This window comes from Paenibacillus hunanensis (genome assembly GCF_014645615.1).
GTDB classification, from domain to species: domain Bacteria; phylum Bacillota; class Bacilli; order Paenibacillales; family Paenibacillaceae; genus Saccharibacillus; species Saccharibacillus hunanensis.
In genome coordinates this window covers 42,608-60,210 of record NZ_BMMB01000013.1, presented here as the reverse complement: position 1 = coordinate 60,210, position 17,603 = coordinate 42,608, and the positions used below count along the sequence as shown (strand labels likewise).

The window sequence follows — 17,603 nt, the reverse complement described above, 5'->3', positions numbered from 1 at the left end:
TGCAGCAATGCATGGAGCTGACCAATACTAATCGGTCGAGGGCTTATCCTAACTTCTAAAATCGCGATGATTCGTTTCGGATTCAGTTTTCAGGGAACAACTTTGTAAAGTTTTCTTGGAGAGATACCCAAGTGGCTATAAGGGGACCCTCTGCTAAGGGGTTAGACTGCGTAAGCGGTGCGAGGGTTCGAATCCCTCTCTCTCCGCCACTAGAACCTTGCTTTTCGGTTTGAACCTACAGTTATATAAATCATTTTATTATGGCGGTGTAGCTCAGCTGGCTAGAGCGTACGGTTCATACCCGTGAGGTCGGGGGTTCGATCCCCTCCGCCGCTACCATAAATACCTGGAGACTTAGCTCAGCTGGGAGAGCATCTGCCTTACAAGCAGAGGGTCGGCGGTTCGATCCCGTCAGTCTCCACCATAATGTGCCGGTGTAGCTCAGTTGGTAGAGCAACTGACTTGTAATCAGTAGGTCGGGGGTTCAAATCCTCTCGCCGGCACCATTTTTATCCTGGAACCGTGGTGTAGGGGTTAACATGCCTGCCTGTCACGCAGGAGATCGCGGGTTCAAATCCCGTCGGTTCCGCCATTTTTGATTAGTGCAATGAATGTATCATACGTTATATTAATCAAATATGCTGTATGGCTCGGTAGCTCAGTCGGTAGAGCAGAGGACTGAAAATCCTCGTGTCGGCGGTTCGATTCCGTCCCGAGCCATCTTTTATTGTGGAGGCTTAGCGAAGTGGCCAAACGCAGCAGACTGTAAATCTGTTCTCTCCGAGTTCGGTGGTTCGAATCCATCAGCCTCCACCAGTTTTTTTATGAGCCATTAGCTCAGTTGGTAGAGCACCTGACTTTTAATCAGGGTGTCGAAGGTTCGAGTCCTTCATGGCTCATCACATAAAAGCATCTTGCCTTAGGGCAGGGTGCTTTTTTTGTTATAGTTATCTAGATGATTTGATCGTCAATTTAACTGTTACTTTTAATGTTTTGAGGTACTTTTGATGATCAATAGGAAGTATATAAAAATCTTATCTTATTGATCCATATTGTCTGTGGATGAGTGAAGTAAGCAAAAAGCAACTGTAGATTAAGGTTATATTACGAAAGTCGCAAGGAAGTTGTATCGCTAAAAAATATAGTATTGAGTCCAATTTATATAGTTAGAATATATCTTAATATAACTTATTAAATTGAAATGATAGGAATAACAGATTAGTCATGGTAGTTTAATAGCAGTTTACCTTTTGAATGAGGTATGTGAGAGTGTTAGTATTATAATGAAGAAACTCATAAAATAAGAAATGTATCACTTTATGAAGTAGTGTTTTTAAACATTTCGATATGTATAAGTTAATAAGATATAAGACATGCATAAGTTGATAATTATAAAGAATAGTGTATAGCATACGAGCAGTGTAGAAAAGAATTCTAGTACATTCATAAAGCAGTCATGGAGACAATGGATCAAGATCAACAGATTAACAATACAAGATATCAGTAACAATCGGTAAGAGTATGGAGAAAAAGCAATGAGTAAAGCGACTATCGAATTTGGTAAGTGAAAGGATATGTATGATGGATATTAACGAGCTGCGCCAGCGTATTGAGCAGATTATGGGAATTAAGATCCGTGAACATCATATGAGTGAAGAAGAGTGGGAGAGCATCTACACGGTGAGTCATATTGAGGATGTATCCAGACATGTGACAAATACTGAAGAAGAGCAGATAAATCCAAACTGGGCACAGAGTTATGAAGTTAATTCCAAGCATGGTTATAAGCAGAATAATGCCTTTCAACAATATGAGAGTGTGGATCTAAATGAAGAAGCGACAAATCAATTAACAGCGTATGAGAAAGCCTCATATAAGGAGTATGAGAACAAGGAGTATGAGAAGTCACGAGACGAAAAGATCATTTCTTCGCAAAGCAAGCGAACTGGAGCTCCTACTTCAACGAACGAGCGAGTAATGATTCCGGTATGGCAAGGAAACGGTAGAGTGGTGGTGTGGGAACCCTCTATCCCTTTAGTGGAATCCTCAATTAATAGCGAAGCTTCCAAAACTTCTACGCAGGAGTCTAGTGACCCATCTAGCGATGAATGTAGTGATCAATCTTTAAATAAAAAAGAGAATGCTAACGATGGTGGGCTACCTGATGCGATTGGAGAAATAGAGCTTTCGGAGCTTCATCGGCTGTATCAGCTGTTGGAATTGCTGTTGCCATCCGTAACCGGCATGCAGCCGATTGTTGTTGCTGCTCCTGTGTCTGGGCCGGAGCAGGAAGCAAGGGAGCTGGGACAATGGCTTGTGCGGCAGCTTAGCTTGCGTAGTTTATCTGTAGAGATACCAGAGGAGCTGGCGATTCGGCGGCGACTGAACAGGGCGATGGTTCCCTTTGTGATGGTAGCGGATAGTTTACCATCGGGGACACTTCATCCGAAACAGCTGGGTACGCTGTTATCCAGTTATTTTGACCGAACGGTATTGCTTATTCCATTGCAAGAAAATGAATGGCTAATTCTAGCTAATCATGGGCTAATTGAGGATGAGGAAACTTTGGAAAAGCAATCTATATCTTCGACTAAATCACGATCATCTTCTATAGAAGAAAAAGGTAGTAAAGCCTCACGCTCCAATAACGGTCACGGAAGTAAGGAAGCGCGCGAATCTGCTCGTGAGGGCTGGGATGGTGCGGGCGAGGGAGAGGATACAGAGGAGGATTTGCTGACTGCCTTTGCGCTGGGGCTACATGAGCTTGTTGCGAGTGAATGGGTTGGGAGCTTCCATATTAGTGTAGGCTTGCCGCTACATCCTCTGCATGGATTGGCACAGATGGTGAGCCAGCTACGTGAGACGATTCATCTGGGACGACTCTTCCATGTAACTGAGCATATTCACTTACCATGGGAGCTGCGTCTGGAAAGTCTGTTGTATCGTATCCCCGAGGATGAGCGTCTGCGCTTTGTGGAGGCGGCTGATCGGTACTCGCAGTTATTTGATGATGACGAGACAGTGGCTACACTGGAGACTTTTTTCAAAATGGATTGTAATGTGAGTGAGACGGCAAAGCAATTGTACATTCACCGTAATACGTTACTATACCGATTGGATCGGATTAAGCAGGATACACAGCTGGATGTACGGCGATTTGAAGACGCGGTACTTATGCGTCTGACACTGCTATTGTATAAAGTAACAAAAAGCTAAAACTTTTTTTGTATAGTTTGTCGATAGAGTTCGCAAGCAGATTAGGGTAAGATAGAACCAGATCAAGAAACCGGTTACAAAACGGTGCAAATCGTGCTGTTTGAGGATATTGATCCGACTCCCCAATTAGGCTATCTGATGGCTTAATTTACAGGTTTTGGATATATCGAATGAAGCCGGTGATTCTGTCTGCGGCATCTGCTTGCAAGCTTCCTATCATTCCTCTTTGAATGAGCAGGTACATAATCGGTAGCGAAATGGGCAACCGGAGCAATCAGATGACAAGGATGATTGTCCCAGGGCATAGGTGCTTTACCGTGATGAATGAAGCAAACCACATTTATATTCAGGGAGGTTTTTGATTATGGCAGGTGTACGCTTAGAGCATATTTTCAAAAAATATCCGGGTTCCGACAAAGCAACAGTAGTTGATGTCAACCTCGACATTAAAGATAAAGAGTTTCTGGTTCTGGTAGGTCCATCCGGTTGTGGTAAATCTACAACACTGCGTATGATCGCAGGTCTGGAAGAAATCTCCGAAGGTAAACTGTACATTGGCGATCGCGTCGTAAATGACGTAGCTCCAAAAGACCGCGATATCGCGATGGTATTCCAATCCTACGCCCTGTATCCACACATGGATGTATACTCCAATATGGCGTTTGGTCTGAAACTGCGTAAAGTGAAAAAGGACGAGATCGACAAGCGTGTACGTGAAGCAGCGAAGATCCTCGACATCGAGCATTTGCTGGATCGTAAACCAAAAGCACTTTCCGGTGGTCAGCGTCAGCGTGTTGCCCTCGGTCGTGCGATTGTCCGTGATCCACAAGTCTTCCTGATGGATGAGCCGCTGTCCAACTTGGATGCAAAACTGCGTGGTCAGATGCGTGCGGAAATCACAAAACTGGCTAAACGTCTGCAAACGACTGTTATCTACGTAACGCACGATCAGATCGAAGCGATGACAATGGGCGATCGTATCGTTGTTATGAAAGATGGCATCATTCAACAAGCAGCTTCTCCAGAAGAGCTGTACAACCACCCACGTAATATGTTCGTAGCGGGCTTTATCGGTTCCCCTACAATGAACTTTATCCGTGGTACACTGTCCGAGAAAAACGGCGGTACTGTATTCTCCGCAACAGGTCTGGAGCTTAACCTGCCTGGCGGTAAAGCACAGGTGCTGAAGGATCAGGGTTACAATGGTAAAGAGGTTATTCTGGGTGTTCGTCCTGAGGATATCCACGAAGAGCCAGTATTCCTGGAAGCTTCTCCGAACAGTGTATTCACTGCAAAAGTGGACGTTTCTGAGAACCTTGGTCACGAAACACTGCTGTACCTGAGCGGTATCAGCTCTGATACAGTTATCGCACGTGTAGACGGTCGCTCCACTACACGCGACAACGCTACAGTAACGATGGCAATCGACATGAACAAAGTTCATATCTTCGATCCAGCATCGGAAGATAACCTGTTCTACGTAGAGCCTGCAACTGTATAATCGATTTGTATTTAAAGCCTGCTGTATCTGGCCGTGTGCCAGAGCAGCAGGCTTTTTTGATATTTGAATACGCGCTTGTTCATAAAGACGACATGTTATTGCGATAAGCTAAGGATAAGTAACACATGGATAGTGTGACAACTCGGCTCGTTTAATACAGTGAGAGTGGAGTCCGCTCGCTTGCATAAGGGCGTCGTTCTATGTCAATTGAATAAGCTACTCATTAGCATGTGAATCCATATGCTGGGGCAGCGGGCAGCTATCTTTTGGGTATACTCAGCATGTTTTGGAGGGACAATATTCGATCTTCGGATCCCAGTAGGTTTCTTTCGGGTGCGATACAGGCGTTATAATTGATTTTATAGACGTATTCCATTACCATGGGTACATTGGGAGCAATATGTATAGCAATTCAGACTTACCCGATCAAGACAAGTGACCTACTCAGGGAAAGGAAGAACAGAATGGCCAAACATGTTAAAGTTTCGGAATTAGTACAAATGTTCCAACTTGAAGTAGTATCCGGGGGACTTGGATTAAAACGAAACATTACCGTAGATGATCTGAACCGTCCCGGTCTGGAGATGGCAGGTTATTTTGAGTATTACCCGACAGAGCGTGTACAGATTCTTGGCCGTACCGAGCTTGCGTTTTTCCAGATGCTTACGCATGAGGAGAAGGCAGAGCGTATGGGCAAGATATGTAATGAAGAAACGCCATGTATTGTCGTTACACGAGGATTGGATGTACCGGAAGAACTGATTGAAGCAAGCGATCTGCACGGATTGCCTGTACTGCGTAGTAATCTGTCTACAACGATTCTATCCAGCCGCATCACCAACTTCCTGGAGAAGAAGCTTGCGCCTACAGCAACGATTCACGGCGTTCTGGTGGATATCTATGGTGTAGGGATGCTGATCACAGGTAGCAGTGGTATCGGTAAAAGTGAAACCGCTCTAGAGCTTGTCAAACGTGGACATCGTCTGATTGCGGATGATGCGGTTGAAATCCGTCAAACATCGGACAACCAGCTGCACGGTACAGCACCTGAACTGATTCGTCATCTGCTGGAAATTCGTGGCGTTGGTATTATTAACGTAATGACGCTATTCGGTGCTGGTGCGATTCGTAACAATAAGCGAATTACGCTTGTTGTGCGTCTGGAAGCATGGCAGCAGGATAAGCAATATGATCGCATTGGTCTGGATGAGGAAACAACGAAGATTATTGATACGGATGTGCCTCTCGTAACGATTCCTGTACGTCCAGGTCGAAACCTGGCCGTTATCATTGAAGTAGCAGCGATGAATTTCCGTCTCAAGCGGATGGGTTACAATGCCGCTCTCCAATTCACGCATAAGTTGACCGAGACTATCGCTGAAGATCTCGATGAAATGGATTAAGGAGAGGGTAAGCAATGGGGACATCGTTAATTAATCCGATCGCTTTTTCGATTGGGCCGCTTGAGGTTCACTGGTACGGCTTGATTTTAGGCCTGGGTGCGTTAATGGGCTTGCTGCTTATTATTCGCGAGGGACGACGTTATGGGATTCCGCAGGAGTTCTTTATGGATCTGCTCCTGTTCGGTGTACCGTCGGCGATTATCGCAGCACGTATTTATTATGTAGCATTTCGTTGGCCGGATTATAAGGATCACTGGGTAGATGTGTTCAAAATCTGGCAAGGTGGTATTGCCATTTATGGCGCGCTGATCGGCGCGATCATTTGTGCGGTCATCTACACACGTTACAAAGGGTATAACTTCTGGCGTATCGCGGATATTTGTGGGCCGGGATTGCTGATCGGTCAAGCGATCGGACGCTGGGGTAACTTTGTAAACCAGGAAGCGTATGGTGGCCCAACCGACGAGGCATTCCTGCGTGGTAATCTGCATCTGCCAGACTTTATCGTAAACCAGATGAATGTAAATGGTGTGTATCATCATCCAACGTTCTTATATGAATCGGTATGGAATCTGGTCGGTATACTGGTGCTGATGTTTTTCCGTCGTCGCCATTTTGTACGTGCCGGTGAGATTTTTATGGGGTATTTTATCTGGTACGGTATCGGTCGATTCTTTATTGAAGCACTGCGTACGGATAGTCTGACCTTTGATGGCCCAGCATGGCTCGTTTCGCTTGTGAATGGTCTGTGGTCGCCAATGACCTGGTTTGGATTCCAGCAGGGTGCGATTGAGCCGGGTTATGGCAATATTCGTGTGTCTCAGCTGTTATCGCTGGTGCTGATCATTGTGGCGATTGTATTCATTATCATTCGTCGCAAAACGAAAAAGAATCTGGAGCATTATAGCGATCCGATTGTTTCTACGCGTGTAGCCAGCAGTGAGCCTGTCCCTGATCATCATGATCATACAGCTCCTCATCATGGCGCTGCGAAAACGGAAGCGGAGCATTCGGAAAAGCCTCAGGTGGAACGTAAGGAGTAGTGAAGGATGATAGATACGATTTTGTTCGATCTGGATGGAACGATCGTGGATACGAATGAGCTGATCATCGCTTCTTTTATGCATGTGATGAATCATTCGCTCACACGTGAAGAGATTATCCCGCATATGGGAACAACGTTGGAGCAGCAGCTGCGCACCTTCTCCGGTCAGGAGGATGTAGCGCCGCTGGTGAAGGCGTATCGCGAATATAATTCGTTGCATCATGATGAGATGGTGGCACCTTTTCCAGAGGTGAGTGAGGTGCTTGCTCGTCTGCAAGCTCAAGGGATCAAGATGGGCGTGGTTACCACGAAAATTCGTGCGACGACTACCCGTGTACTCGGTCTGTTTGATCTGGATCAGTATATGCAGGTGATTGTGACACTGGATGACGTGGAGCATCCGAAGCCCGATGCCGAGCCGATTCGCAAAGCACTGGAAGCGCTTGGCTCAGCACCTGAGCGTACGCTTATGGTCGGCGATAGCCCGGCTGATCTAAAGTCAGCGACAGCAGCAGGTGTGCAGTCGGCAGCGGTAGCCTGGTCACTCAAGGGGGAGCAGGAGCTGTCCAAGTATGAGCCTACGTTTGTCATTCATCGTATGAGCGATCTGTATAATCTGGTGCTCGCTGATCCGGTTGATCGATGAGAAAGCTGGAGCGCTATCCCGTCAAAGGCAAGCGTAATGCATTGCGGCAAATCTACAGCACAGTCAGTCCGTGGAAGGGTGTACGCAACTTTATCATCATTCAGCTTGCTCGATACTGTCCGATCCTTGGTTTGAAAAATTGGATGTATCGATATCTGCTACGTATGGAAGTCGGAGCAGATACGGCATTTGGGCTGATGGTGATGGTGGACGTATTTTTCCCGGAACGGATACGAATCGGGAAAAACTCGGTCATTGGCTACAATACGACGATTCTGGCACATGAGTATTTGATCCGAGAATATCGGCTTGGCGATGTCATTATCGGTGATGAGGTTATGGTTGGCGCCAATTGTACAATTTTGCCAGGGATCACGATTGGGGATGGAGCGGTCGTTGCCGCAGGCTCGGTTGTGCACAAGGATGTAGCGGCAGGGAGCTTTGTCGGTGGGAATCCACTGCGCGTGCTCGCTGACGCTGTAGTTATCAAGCAACCAGATTATGAAGAAAAGTAGTCAGAGTGATTACGTGTGGGTAATAAAGCATAATATAGATATAGCGTATATCGACTATCGGCATCACTGGCTGGAGAATCGAATTCTTCAGCCAGTAGCATGTCGGACTGACATTATTATGGTACAAGTTGCATCTGCTCTCTATGGGAAGGGACAAGCCTCGGGAAGATAGGGTAGTGATCGGTTGTGCCATTATAGATGTAAGGGGATGTTTGGATAGTGGATCGACTACAAAAGGAGCGGCTGCCACAGCTTGATTTTTTTCGTGCGTTAGCGATCATTGGCGTATTGCATGTGCATGCTACATCGGATGCGACGATTGATGCTGTAGATACGTCTATTTATTATGTGTTTAATTTTCTGAATTTAATGTTCAAGTATGGTACACCTGCTTTTATTTTTTTAAGCAGCTTTGTGCTGTTTTATAATTATTTTGATCGCCCATTAACAGGCAAGCTGATTTCGAGCTTTTATAAAAAGCGGATTCTGTATATTTTGTTGCCGTATATCTTGATCTCGGCATTGTATTTATTTTATAAGTTATATACGCGTGGGCTACTGGGTGAGCCTATCCTATTACTATTGCGTGACTATGTGGATGCGATATTTAGTGGTACTGCATGGACGCATCTTTATTTTGTATTTATTAGTGTTCAATTTTATATTTTGTTCCCGTTAATGCTCGTGCTGCTGAAAAATCAGCGCTGGATGGCACGCTGGGCGATTGTGATCGGTCTGGCTGTGCAGTGGGCATGGGTATTCTGGAACAAGTATGAATTTCAGTATGCAAATAAGGGCAGTATTGCTTTTTCATATTTTGCTTATTATATGCTGGGTGCGTTTGTAGCGATCTATTTTAAGCCATTCCGACAATGGGTCATGACACGCTGGAAGGATATGAATGGGAATCTGAAGCTCGTTACGGCTGTATTATGGATAAGCTGGCTGGCTACAGGGCTACTCTATGTCCAAATCTGGTATGATTCACGGATGACGGATCACTGGTTTGATTCGCTCTGGTATGAGCTGTTGTGGAATGTGTATACGATGTTATCGTCACTTGTACTGTTCCAGGCGGCATTTATTGTGAATCGTATTGCACCGAAAGTGATTTTGGCTGTGCTGCGGCGACTGGGTGAGTTGTCGTTTGCGATTTATTTAGTGCATCCGTTCATTTTAGCGTATTATCGCGATACCAAGTCATGGTTCACGCTGGGCCCACTGGCTTACTTTATATGGATCTACAGTGGTCTGATACTGGCGCTTGTTCTGTCTGCATTACTGGTACAGTTTCTGTTCCGTCGCTTTTCGTCTTCATGGGTATTGCTGGGCAGCATTCCATACTCGCTATCTGGACGACACCGCAAACGGAAATTGCAACGTAAACAGCGCCGCCAGCCGAAAGTGGTTCAACGTACGATGCCTTAGATTGTCTCTTTCCGCTGTGGCAGCAGGATGGAAAGGGCAAAATAAGACGTGTACGTGTGTACATATTTGTTGAAACAACAAATGAAGTACGCTGTAATCGATAATGAATAATGATATAAGTAGCTACGGGAGGTAGTAGCTCAGGCAAGCCCTGATATTCTGATGATGGAATATCGGGGCTTGTTTGTATAGGGCGGTGTTCGAGATCATCACTTGTGCAGAGTGCAGAGTGCAGAGTGCAGAGTGCAGAGTGCAGAGTGCAGAGTGCAGAGTGCAGAGTGCAGAGTGCAGAGTGCAGAGTGCAGAGTGCAAAGTGCAAAGTGGTCGATGCTGTGTGTGGGACGCTATAGAGCTGAACAGGATTCCAGGCGTTGGAAGGCGAATGTAGTAGAGGGGAATAACGGGTAACAATAAAGGTAGTGATGGCGACGAGAGCTGTTTATTTCTTTTCATTTCCCACCGGATCATGCCAATCCCAACTGAATTGACGATGCTGGGCGGATTATGATAAGATATCAAATATCCTTTACTTTATTAGCAAAGCACCACTTTAATGTGTTAAAATATAAAACAATGATTAATCTATACCGTGAAATTTATAATCCAGTCAGAGGTGAACGTCTTGTCCAAGCCGAAAGGATTTGAAAAGCCGATTGGGGTGCGTGATTATTTGCCGCACGTCGTGTCCAAGCTGCGTTATATCGAACGCAATGTTATTGATTGTATGTCTCGCTGGGGATATCGGCAGATTATTACTCCAACTCTTGAATATTACGATACGGTAGGTGTGGCAAGCTCCACCTCCGATAGCAAGCTATATAAAATGCTCAACAATCGTGGAACCACGATGGTGCTGCGCTCAGATATGACGACTCCGATCGCGCGCGTGATGGGTTCTTTGCTGCAACAGGAGACATTGCCTGTACGCCTGGCGTATCATGCGAATGTGTTCCGCTCGATTGAAGAGGAAGCTGGACGAGAAGCAGAGTTTTTCCAGACCGGTGCCGAGCTGGTCGGTGTAGATTCACCAGAGGGTGATGCAGAGGTTATTGCGCTGGCGATTGCTTCTCTACAGGCAGCAGGCGTACAAAATTTTCAGATTTCACTCGGTCATGTTGGCTTCTTGAGCGGCCTGCTGGATGAAGCGTTACCGGAGCAGCCGGACAAGCAGGAGGCACTCAAGGATCGCTTGCTGAATCGTGATTTTGTTGGTTTCCGTGAGCAGCTGACAAGCTTCAAGCTATCCGCAGAGCAGCGTCAGGAGCTGGAAGGCCTGCTTCGACTACGCGGCGCACAGGATATCTGTGAGCAGGCATTAGAGATTAGCAGTAACCCGCAGGCTGCCGATGCGATTCGTCATCTGTGCAAGGTGTGGGAGGTGCTGGAAGCGTACGGCATGTCGGACTATGTGATGATCGATCTGACGATGATCGGTAATTTTTCCTACTATACAGGCATGGTGTTCGAGGGCTATGCAGCTGAACTGGGCTTCCCGGTATGCAGCGGTGGTCGTTATGATAATCTGCTAGCACAGTTTGGGCGTCCGCTGGCAGCGACGGGCTTTGCACTCAAAACCAATCGTATTCTGGACGGCGTACAATTGCCTGTACCGGAGCAGCCGCAGCCTGTATTGATCGTATATGATGAGTCCAGTCGACATGAAGCATTTGTTAGAGCGGCGCAGCTTCGCGGGGAAGGGCATATGGTTGTTACCGAATACGGAGCTGCCCTTGATGAGGCTGAAGCAGCGCGTATCGGCTATCGAGAGATTATTCGTTTTACTGGCGGCAAGCCAGTGCTGGGCTAAGGGAGCCAGCCTGTAGACCATCATGCCATCAGGCAAAAATTAGAACAGGGAGATGCGTACCTGATGAGCCAGATTTTAAAAGTAGCTATGCCCAAAGGGCGTATTTATAAAAAAGCAGCCGAGCTATTCCGTGAAGCAGGGATTCCAATTCCTACAGATGTCGACGAATCACGTAAGCTGATCGTAGAGCTGCCTGAGCTTGGAATGGAGTTCATTCTCGCCAAGCCGGTTGATGTACCGATCTATGTCGAGCACGGTGTAGCGGATATCGGTATCGTTGGTAAGGATGTATTAATGGAAGAAAACCGTGACGTGTACGAGCTACTGGATCTCGGTATTGCACGATGCCGCATGTCGGTTATTGCTTTACCGGACTGGGAGCCCGGCATTCAGCAGCGCGTGGCGACCAAATATCCGAATGTGGCTTCACAATATTTCCGCGAGCGCGGACAGCAGGTGGAAGTGATCAAGCTGAACGGCTCGATCGAGCTAGCACCTATGATCGGTCTCGCAGATCGTATCGTCGATATGGTGGAAACGGGTCAAACGCTACGTGAAAATGGACTCGTGGAGCTGGAGGAATTGTTCGGTATTACGAGTCGCCTGATTGCGAATCGGGTTAGCTACCGGATGAAAAACGAAGAAATTCAGCAGCTGTGTGATACCCTGCAAAAGGTCATTGTACAGCCTTCGTTATAAATGGACGAGTTCCACTGCATGACAGATCACAGGTTACAAATTAAAGATTACAGCTATATGCTACACCCTATACGAAATGACTGATCCATATCCATGTAGAGCAGTATCATTATAGAGCGGATGGAGTAAAGGAGAGATTAGCTTGAAAATCGTAGCTGCACAGGATTTTGATCTGCGCCGTGAGGTGGAGTACGGCTCGCCAGAGCAAAATGCCGCTGTAAAGCAAATTGTTCAGGATATTAAAAATGAAGGCGATCTCGCTCTGCTGCGTTATACTGCGCAGTTCGATCGTACCGAGCTGACGACTGAGCGCCTTCGTGTTACGGATGAAGAGCTTCAAGCTGCCTATGCGCATGTCGAGCCTTCTTTTATCGAGGCGATTACACAGGCGGCACATAATATTCGCCAGTTCCATCAGAAGCAAAAGCGTAATTCGTGGATGGATCTACAGCCAGATGGCAGTCTGCTTGGTCAGATCATTCGACCACTCAAGCGAGTAGGCGTGTATGTACCCGGTGGAAAAGCGGCTTATCCTTCCTCTGTACTGATGAATGTCATTCCTGCACAGGTGGCAGGGGTACCGGAGATTGTGATGGTTACGCCGCCTGCTACAGGCGGACGTGAAGGGATCGATCCGTATATTCTCGTAACTGCTGCGGAAGCGGGCGTTACCGAAATATACCGCATTGGTGGGGCGCAGGCGATCGCTGCACTCGCCTATGGAACCGAAACGATTGAGCCTGTAGATAAAATCTGTGGTCCTGGTAATATCTATGTCGCGCTTGCCAAGCGTGAGGTGTACGGCATCGTCGATATCGACAGTATCGCTGGCCCAAGTGAGATCGTAGTGCTTGCGGATGAGCAGGCTAATCCAGCCTATGTGGCTGCGGATCTACTGTCACAGGCAGAGCATGATGAGATGGCGTCAGCCATTCTGGTGACTGATTCGCGTGAGCTGGCAGATAAGGTGTCTGTGGAGGTACAGCGTCAGCTGGAGACTTTACCACGGCGCGAGATTGCAGCGGCTTCGGTAGAAAGCTATGGTGCGGTCATTTTGACCGATACACTGGATGAAGGCATCGCGGTTGTGAACCGATTGGCGCCTGAGCATCTGGAAATTATGGTTAAGCAGCCGATGAATATTCTCGGTCGAATCGAAAATGCCGGCGCCATTTTCCTCGGGCCTTATAGCTCGGAACCGGTCGGTGATTATTTTGCTGGCCCGAACCATATCATTCCAACCAACGGAACAGCACGCTTCTCATCACCGGTAGATGTGGATGATTTTATTAAAAAATCAAGCATGATCTACTACAGCAAGGAAGCGTTGCTTGCTAATGGAGGGACGATTATGGAGCTGGCGCGTCATGAAGGGCTGGAAGGTCATGCACGTGCGATCGAGATTCGTCTGGAGCAGGAAGGCAACTAACGAATAAATAGACATTCTCTATATATCTATAGAAGCGAATCTACGTCCGATTGGGACACTTATTATAAACAAGCTGGGGGAGTAGCCTTATGACAACGGAAAATGAACAAGTACGCCGCGCGGAGATTAGCCGCAAAACGAACGAAACGAATATCCAGCTCGCTTTGCAGGTGGATGGTACAGGACAGGCAGAGATCGAGACAGATGTGCCGTTTCTGAATCATATGCTGGATCTGTTCACCAAGCACGGGCATTTTGATCTGAGTGTGAAGGCGCAGGGGGATATCGAGATCGATGATCACCACACGGTAGAGGATATCGGTATCTGCCTGGGACAAACGCTGCGTGAAGCGCTCGGCGACAAGCGCGGCATTAAGCGCTATGCGAATGTGTTCATTCCGATGGATGAGGCGCTCGCTCAGGTTGTGATCGATGTGAGTAACCGTCCGCACTTTGAGTACCGTGCAGAATATCCATCCTCGCAGGTAGGGAGCTTTCAGGTAGAACTGGTGCATGAGTTCCTGTGGAAGCTGGCACTGGAAGCACGTATTACGCTCCATGTGATCGTGCATTACGGCAAAAATACACACCATATGATCGAAGCGGTCTTCAAGGCACTGGGACGTGCCATTGATGAAGCAACGTCGATCGATCCGCGTGTGACAGGAGTACCTTCGACGAAGGGGGTGCTGTAAAGTATGGCGATTGCAATTGTAGACTATGGCATTGGCAATCTGCACAGTGTCAGCAAGGCGATTGAGCGTCTTGGCTATGATTACACGATCACAGGGGATCGCGAAGAGATTCTAGCGGCAGAAGGTGTGATTTTGCCAGGTGTGGGCGCCTTTGGTGATGCGATGAACCATATTCGCGAAGGTGGTATGGATCATATCGTGCATGAGGTGGCCGATAGTGGGAAGCCGCTGCTCGGCATTTGCCTCGGAATGCAGCTGTTGTTTACCGAAGGCGAGGAATACGGTATCCATCAGGGGCTGGATATTTTACCAGGTCGTGTTGTACGCTTTGCTGAGGGTGATTACAAGGTGCCGCATATGGGCTGGAACCAGCTGGAGTACAAGCAGCCAGACCATGCGCTGGTACGTGATCTGTATGCCGGTCATGCGTACTTTGTACATTCATATCATGTATTGCCGGCTCAGCAGGACGATCTGATCGCGGTGACAGAGTATGGCGGTCAGCAGGTGACGGCAATTGTCGGGCGCAATAATGTGTACGGTATGCAGTTCCACCCGGAGAAGAGCGGTGAGCTGGGCAAGCTGCTGCTGCGTAATTTCCTCGCTCTCTGTGTAGGCGAACGAGTAAAGTAAAAAAACGTTAAAGTAATAAATAAAATAGTGAAGTGATGGATAACATGGATCGGTATTTGGATACTTTTTTCGAAATCTAGCGTTCAAATATCGCACGTAAGCTTTTTATATTGCATGTAATTTTTTGCTCTATGGAGAATAATAGCTGTTCAGTATAAAGTCCATACGATGTCATCATCAGGATGAAAGCTCGCATTTGAAGCGGTCAGGGATAGCAGCATATCCGTTCCGCATATATAAGGGGGAAGCACATTGTCTTCGTTTACAATCTATCCGGCAATTGATATCCGTGGTGGTCGCTGTGTGCGTCTGATCCAGGGTGATTATAATCAGGAAACTGTCTATAACGATGATCCATTAGCGGTCGCAAAGGGCTTTGTGGAGCAGGGCGCACAATTTGTGCATCTGGTCGATCTGGATGGAGCCAAAGCAGGGCATCCGGTCAATCACGAGCTGATCGGACGTATTGCTAGCAGTGTGCAGGTGCCTGTTCAGCTCGGCGGTGGACTGCGTACGCTTGCTGATGTAGAGCAATTGATCGGTCTCGGTGTAAGTCGTGTCATCCTTGGCACAGCAGCCATTGAGGATCGTGCATTTACCGAAGCGGTACTGGGCACCTACGGTGACCGTGTAGCAATCGGTATCGATGCGCGCAATGGATATGTAGCTACGCGCGGCTGGCTGGAAACGTCCGAGGTGAAGGCCGAGGAGCTTGCCAAGGAGCTGGCTACTAAGGGTGCAGAGACATTTATTTTTACCGATATTTCGCGTGATGGCATGATGCAGGGGCCGAATATTGAAGCGATTGCTTCGATTGCTAAAGCATCTGGTAAAGGCGTGATCGCATCGGGCGGCGTAACCGTGCTAGATGATCTGATCCGTCTGGCAGAGCGTCAAGCCGAGGGCATTAGCGGCGCCATTGTAGGCAAAGCAATCTATACAGGTAAAATTGATCTACAGGACGCGCTACTCAAGGTGCGCTAATCATCGGGCAGGAGAGGAGGAGCATTCATGCTTGCAAAGCGAATTATTCCGTGTCTGGATGTGAAGGAAGGACGCGTGGTCAAAGGCGTGAACTTCGTGAATCTGCGCGATGCCGGTGATCCGGTAGAGCTGGCAGCGATCTATGACCGCGAGGGTGCGGATGAGTTAGTATTTCTCGATATTTCGGCATCAGTGGAAGGGCGCGAAACGATGGTTGAGGTCGTACGGCGTACTGCTGAGGAAATCTCGATTCCATTTACTGTCGGCGGAGGCATCTCCTCTGTAGACGATATGAAAAAGATTCTGCGTGCAGGTGCCGACAAGATCGGGATCAATACGGCAGCAGTCGTGAATCCACAGCTGATCAATGAGGGCTCGCAGCGCTTTGGCGCGCAATGTATCGTCGTGGCGATCGATGCGCGTTTTAATGAAGAATGGGGCGAGTGGGAAGTATACACGCATGGCGGACGCAAATCGACCGGTATCAAGGCGCTGGATTGGGTCAAAGAAGTCGAGCAACGCGGTGCAGGTGAGATTTTGCTGACGAGTATGGATGCAGACGGCACCAAGGATGGCTTCGATCTGCCGCTCACGCGTGCGGTATGCGAGGCAGTACGTATTCCGGTGATCGCTTCCGGTGGAGCAGGCTTGCCGGAGCATTTCCTGGATGTGTTCGAGCAAACGGGAGCTGATGCCGGACTGGCAGCGACCATTTTTCACTATAAGGAAATCTCGATTCCAGCGCTGAAAACCGAGCTGCGCTCGGGAGGGGTGGAGATTCGCTAATGACTCAAGCCAACGATTATAATGGAACGAACGATTATACAACCTTTCAAAAGGAAATCCTTCATCAATCTCATTCGTGGGATGAGCTAGTCGCAGCGATCAAATGGGATCGCGATGGACTCGTACCTGCTATCGTACAGGATGCGTCCAGCCGACTTGTGCTGATGATGGCCTATATGAACGAGGAATCACTGCGTCGCTCGCTAGAGTCGGGCGATACATGGTTCTGGAGCCGTTCGCGCCAGGAGTTCTGGCATAAGGGCGGTACATCCGGCAATACCCAGCGCATTACGTCGCTGTATTATGATTGTGATGGAGACACACTGCTCGTAGGGGTAGAGGCGAATGGGCCTGCCTGCCATACGGGACGAATAAGCTGCTTTTATAATGAGGTGAATGAAGTGGATAATAAGCCAACCTTTGAATCTTCCGACAACCAAGCATCATCCGCGGCATCGACAGATCGTTTTGCTATTCTAGCCGAGCTAGAGCAAATGATTGCGGAGCGTGATGTAGAGCGTCCAGAAGGTGCATACACAACGTATTTATTTGAAAAAGGAATCGATAAGATTCTAAAAAAAGTCGGCGAGGAAACGGCCGAAACGATCATTGCAGCCAAAAATGGTGACAATGATGAGCTGCGCTATGAAGTGAGCGATCTGATCTATCACCTGCTCGTGCTGCTACAGGAGCGCAAGCTGCCACTGGATGATGTGCTGGCTGAACTGGATCGTCGTCATGAGCGTCCGCGTAAGGACTAATGGAGTCTTATAGTTGTAAGAGCGATATTTTGTAAAAGGTAGCATCATGGCTACC

General features: G+C 47.7%; 15 protein-coding genes and 8 tRNA genes. All 23 read left to right on the top strand.

Annotated features, from left to right (window positions below):
- The first annotated feature begins 117 nt into the window (after positions 1–117).
- Positions 118–209: transfer RNA gene (locus IEX62_RS21355), tRNA-Ser, on the top strand.
- Between the two features lie 53 nt (positions 210–262).
- Positions 263–339: transfer RNA gene (locus IEX62_RS21350), tRNA-Met, on the top strand.
- Between the two features lie 9 nt (positions 340–348).
- Positions 349–424, top strand: a tRNA-Val gene (locus tag IEX62_RS21345).
- A gap of 6 nt (positions 425–430) precedes the next feature.
- Positions 431–506, top strand: a tRNA-Thr gene (locus tag IEX62_RS21340).
- A gap of 10 nt (positions 507–516) precedes the next feature.
- Positions 517–592: transfer RNA gene (locus IEX62_RS21335), tRNA-Asp, on the top strand.
- Between the two features lie 55 nt (positions 593–647).
- Positions 648–720, top strand: a tRNA-Phe gene (locus IEX62_RS21330).
- Between the two features lie 11 nt (positions 721–731).
- Positions 732–816: transfer RNA gene (locus IEX62_RS21325), tRNA-Tyr, on the top strand.
- A gap of 10 nt (positions 817–826) precedes the next feature.
- Positions 827–899, top strand: a tRNA-Lys gene (locus IEX62_RS21320).
- A 679-nt stretch (positions 900–1,578) separates the two neighbouring features.
- Positions 1,579–3,216, top strand: coding sequence for a PucR family transcriptional regulator (locus tag IEX62_RS24120; RefSeq protein WP_373289178.1), 1,638 nt, complete (start codon positions 1,579–1,581; stop codon positions 3,214–3,216).
- A 364-nt stretch (positions 3,217–3,580) separates the two neighbouring features.
- Positions 3,581–4,717 carry an ABC transporter ATP-binding protein gene (locus IEX62_RS21310; protein ID WP_188778077.1) on the top strand — a complete coding sequence of 379 codons (1,137 nt, stop codon included), beginning with the start codon at positions 3,581–3,583 and terminating at the stop codon, positions 4,715–4,717.
- A 464-nt stretch (positions 4,718–5,181) separates the two neighbouring features.
- A complete protein-coding gene (hprK, locus tag IEX62_RS21305; RefSeq protein ID WP_188778075.1) occupies positions 5,182–6,120 on the top strand; it encodes an HPr(Ser) kinase/phosphatase in 939 nt (312 codons plus the stop codon).
- Between the two features lie 14 nt (positions 6,121–6,134).
- Positions 6,135–7,163, top strand: coding sequence for a prolipoprotein diacylglyceryl transferase (gene lgt, locus IEX62_RS21300; protein ID WP_188778073.1), 1,029 nt, complete (start codon positions 6,135–6,137; stop codon positions 7,161–7,163).
- A gap of 6 nt (positions 7,164–7,169) precedes the next feature.
- Positions 7,170–7,811 (top strand): pyrophosphatase PpaX, encoded by a 642-nt coding sequence (ppaX, locus tag IEX62_RS21295; RefSeq protein WP_188778071.1) that lies wholly within the window; start codon positions 7,170–7,172, stop codon positions 7,809–7,811.
- Positions 7,808–8,326: an acyltransferase gene (locus tag IEX62_RS21290; protein WP_188778069.1), complete on the top strand. Its 519-nt coding sequence runs from the start codon at positions 7,808–7,810 to the stop codon at positions 8,324–8,326. Before ppaX ends, IEX62_RS21290 begins: the two co-directional genes overlap by 4 nt.
- A gap of 219 nt (positions 8,327–8,545) precedes the next feature.
- Complete coding sequence (locus tag IEX62_RS21285) at positions 8,546–9,754, top strand: acyltransferase (protein WP_188778067.1); 1,209 nt, start codon at positions 8,546–8,548, stop codon at positions 9,752–9,754.
- A 622-nt stretch (positions 9,755–10,376) separates the two neighbouring features.
- Complete coding sequence (locus tag IEX62_RS21280) at positions 10,377–11,561, top strand: ATP phosphoribosyltransferase regulatory subunit (RefSeq protein WP_188778065.1); 1,185 nt, start codon at positions 10,377–10,379, stop codon at positions 11,559–11,561.
- A 63-nt stretch (positions 11,562–11,624) separates the two neighbouring features.
- Complete coding sequence (gene hisG, locus IEX62_RS21275; protein WP_188778062.1) at positions 11,625–12,260, top strand: ATP phosphoribosyltransferase; 636 nt, start codon at positions 11,625–11,627, stop codon at positions 12,258–12,260.
- A 142-nt stretch (positions 12,261–12,402) separates the two neighbouring features.
- Complete coding sequence (gene hisD, locus IEX62_RS21270) at positions 12,403–13,689, top strand: histidinol dehydrogenase (RefSeq protein ID WP_188778060.1); 1,287 nt, start codon at positions 12,403–12,405, stop codon at positions 13,687–13,689.
- 89 nt (positions 13,690–13,778) lie between these two features.
- The gene (gene hisB / locus IEX62_RS21265; RefSeq protein WP_188778058.1) at positions 13,779–14,384 is read left to right on the top strand and encodes an imidazoleglycerol-phosphate dehydratase HisB; all 606 of its coding nucleotides are present in this window, start codon (positions 13,779–13,781) and stop codon (positions 14,382–14,384) included.
- A gap of 3 nt (positions 14,385–14,387) precedes the next feature.
- Positions 14,388–15,017 carry an imidazole glycerol phosphate synthase subunit HisH gene (gene hisH, locus IEX62_RS21260; RefSeq protein ID WP_188778056.1) on the top strand — a complete coding sequence of 210 codons (630 nt, stop codon included), beginning with the start codon at positions 14,388–14,390 and terminating at the stop codon, positions 15,015–15,017.
- Between the two features lie 252 nt (positions 15,018–15,269).
- On the top strand, positions 15,270–16,001 hold the full coding sequence (hisA, locus tag IEX62_RS21255; protein ID WP_188778054.1) for a 1-(5-phosphoribosyl)-5-[(5-phosphoribosylamino)methylideneamino]imidazole-4-carboxamide isomerase: 732 nt from the start codon (positions 15,270–15,272) through the stop codon (positions 15,999–16,001).
- A gap of 27 nt (positions 16,002–16,028) precedes the next feature.
- Positions 16,029–16,787 carry an imidazole glycerol phosphate synthase subunit HisF gene (gene hisF, locus IEX62_RS21250; RefSeq protein WP_188778051.1) on the top strand — a complete coding sequence of 253 codons (759 nt, stop codon included), beginning with the start codon at positions 16,029–16,031 and terminating at the stop codon, positions 16,785–16,787.
- Positions 16,787–17,548, top strand: coding sequence for a bifunctional phosphoribosyl-AMP cyclohydrolase/phosphoribosyl-ATP diphosphatase HisIE (gene hisIE / locus IEX62_RS21245; RefSeq protein ID WP_188778049.1), 762 nt, complete (start codon positions 16,787–16,789; stop codon positions 17,546–17,548). The genes hisF and hisIE overlap by 1 nt, the downstream gene beginning before the upstream one ends.
- Positions 17,549–17,603: the final 55 nt, after the last annotated feature.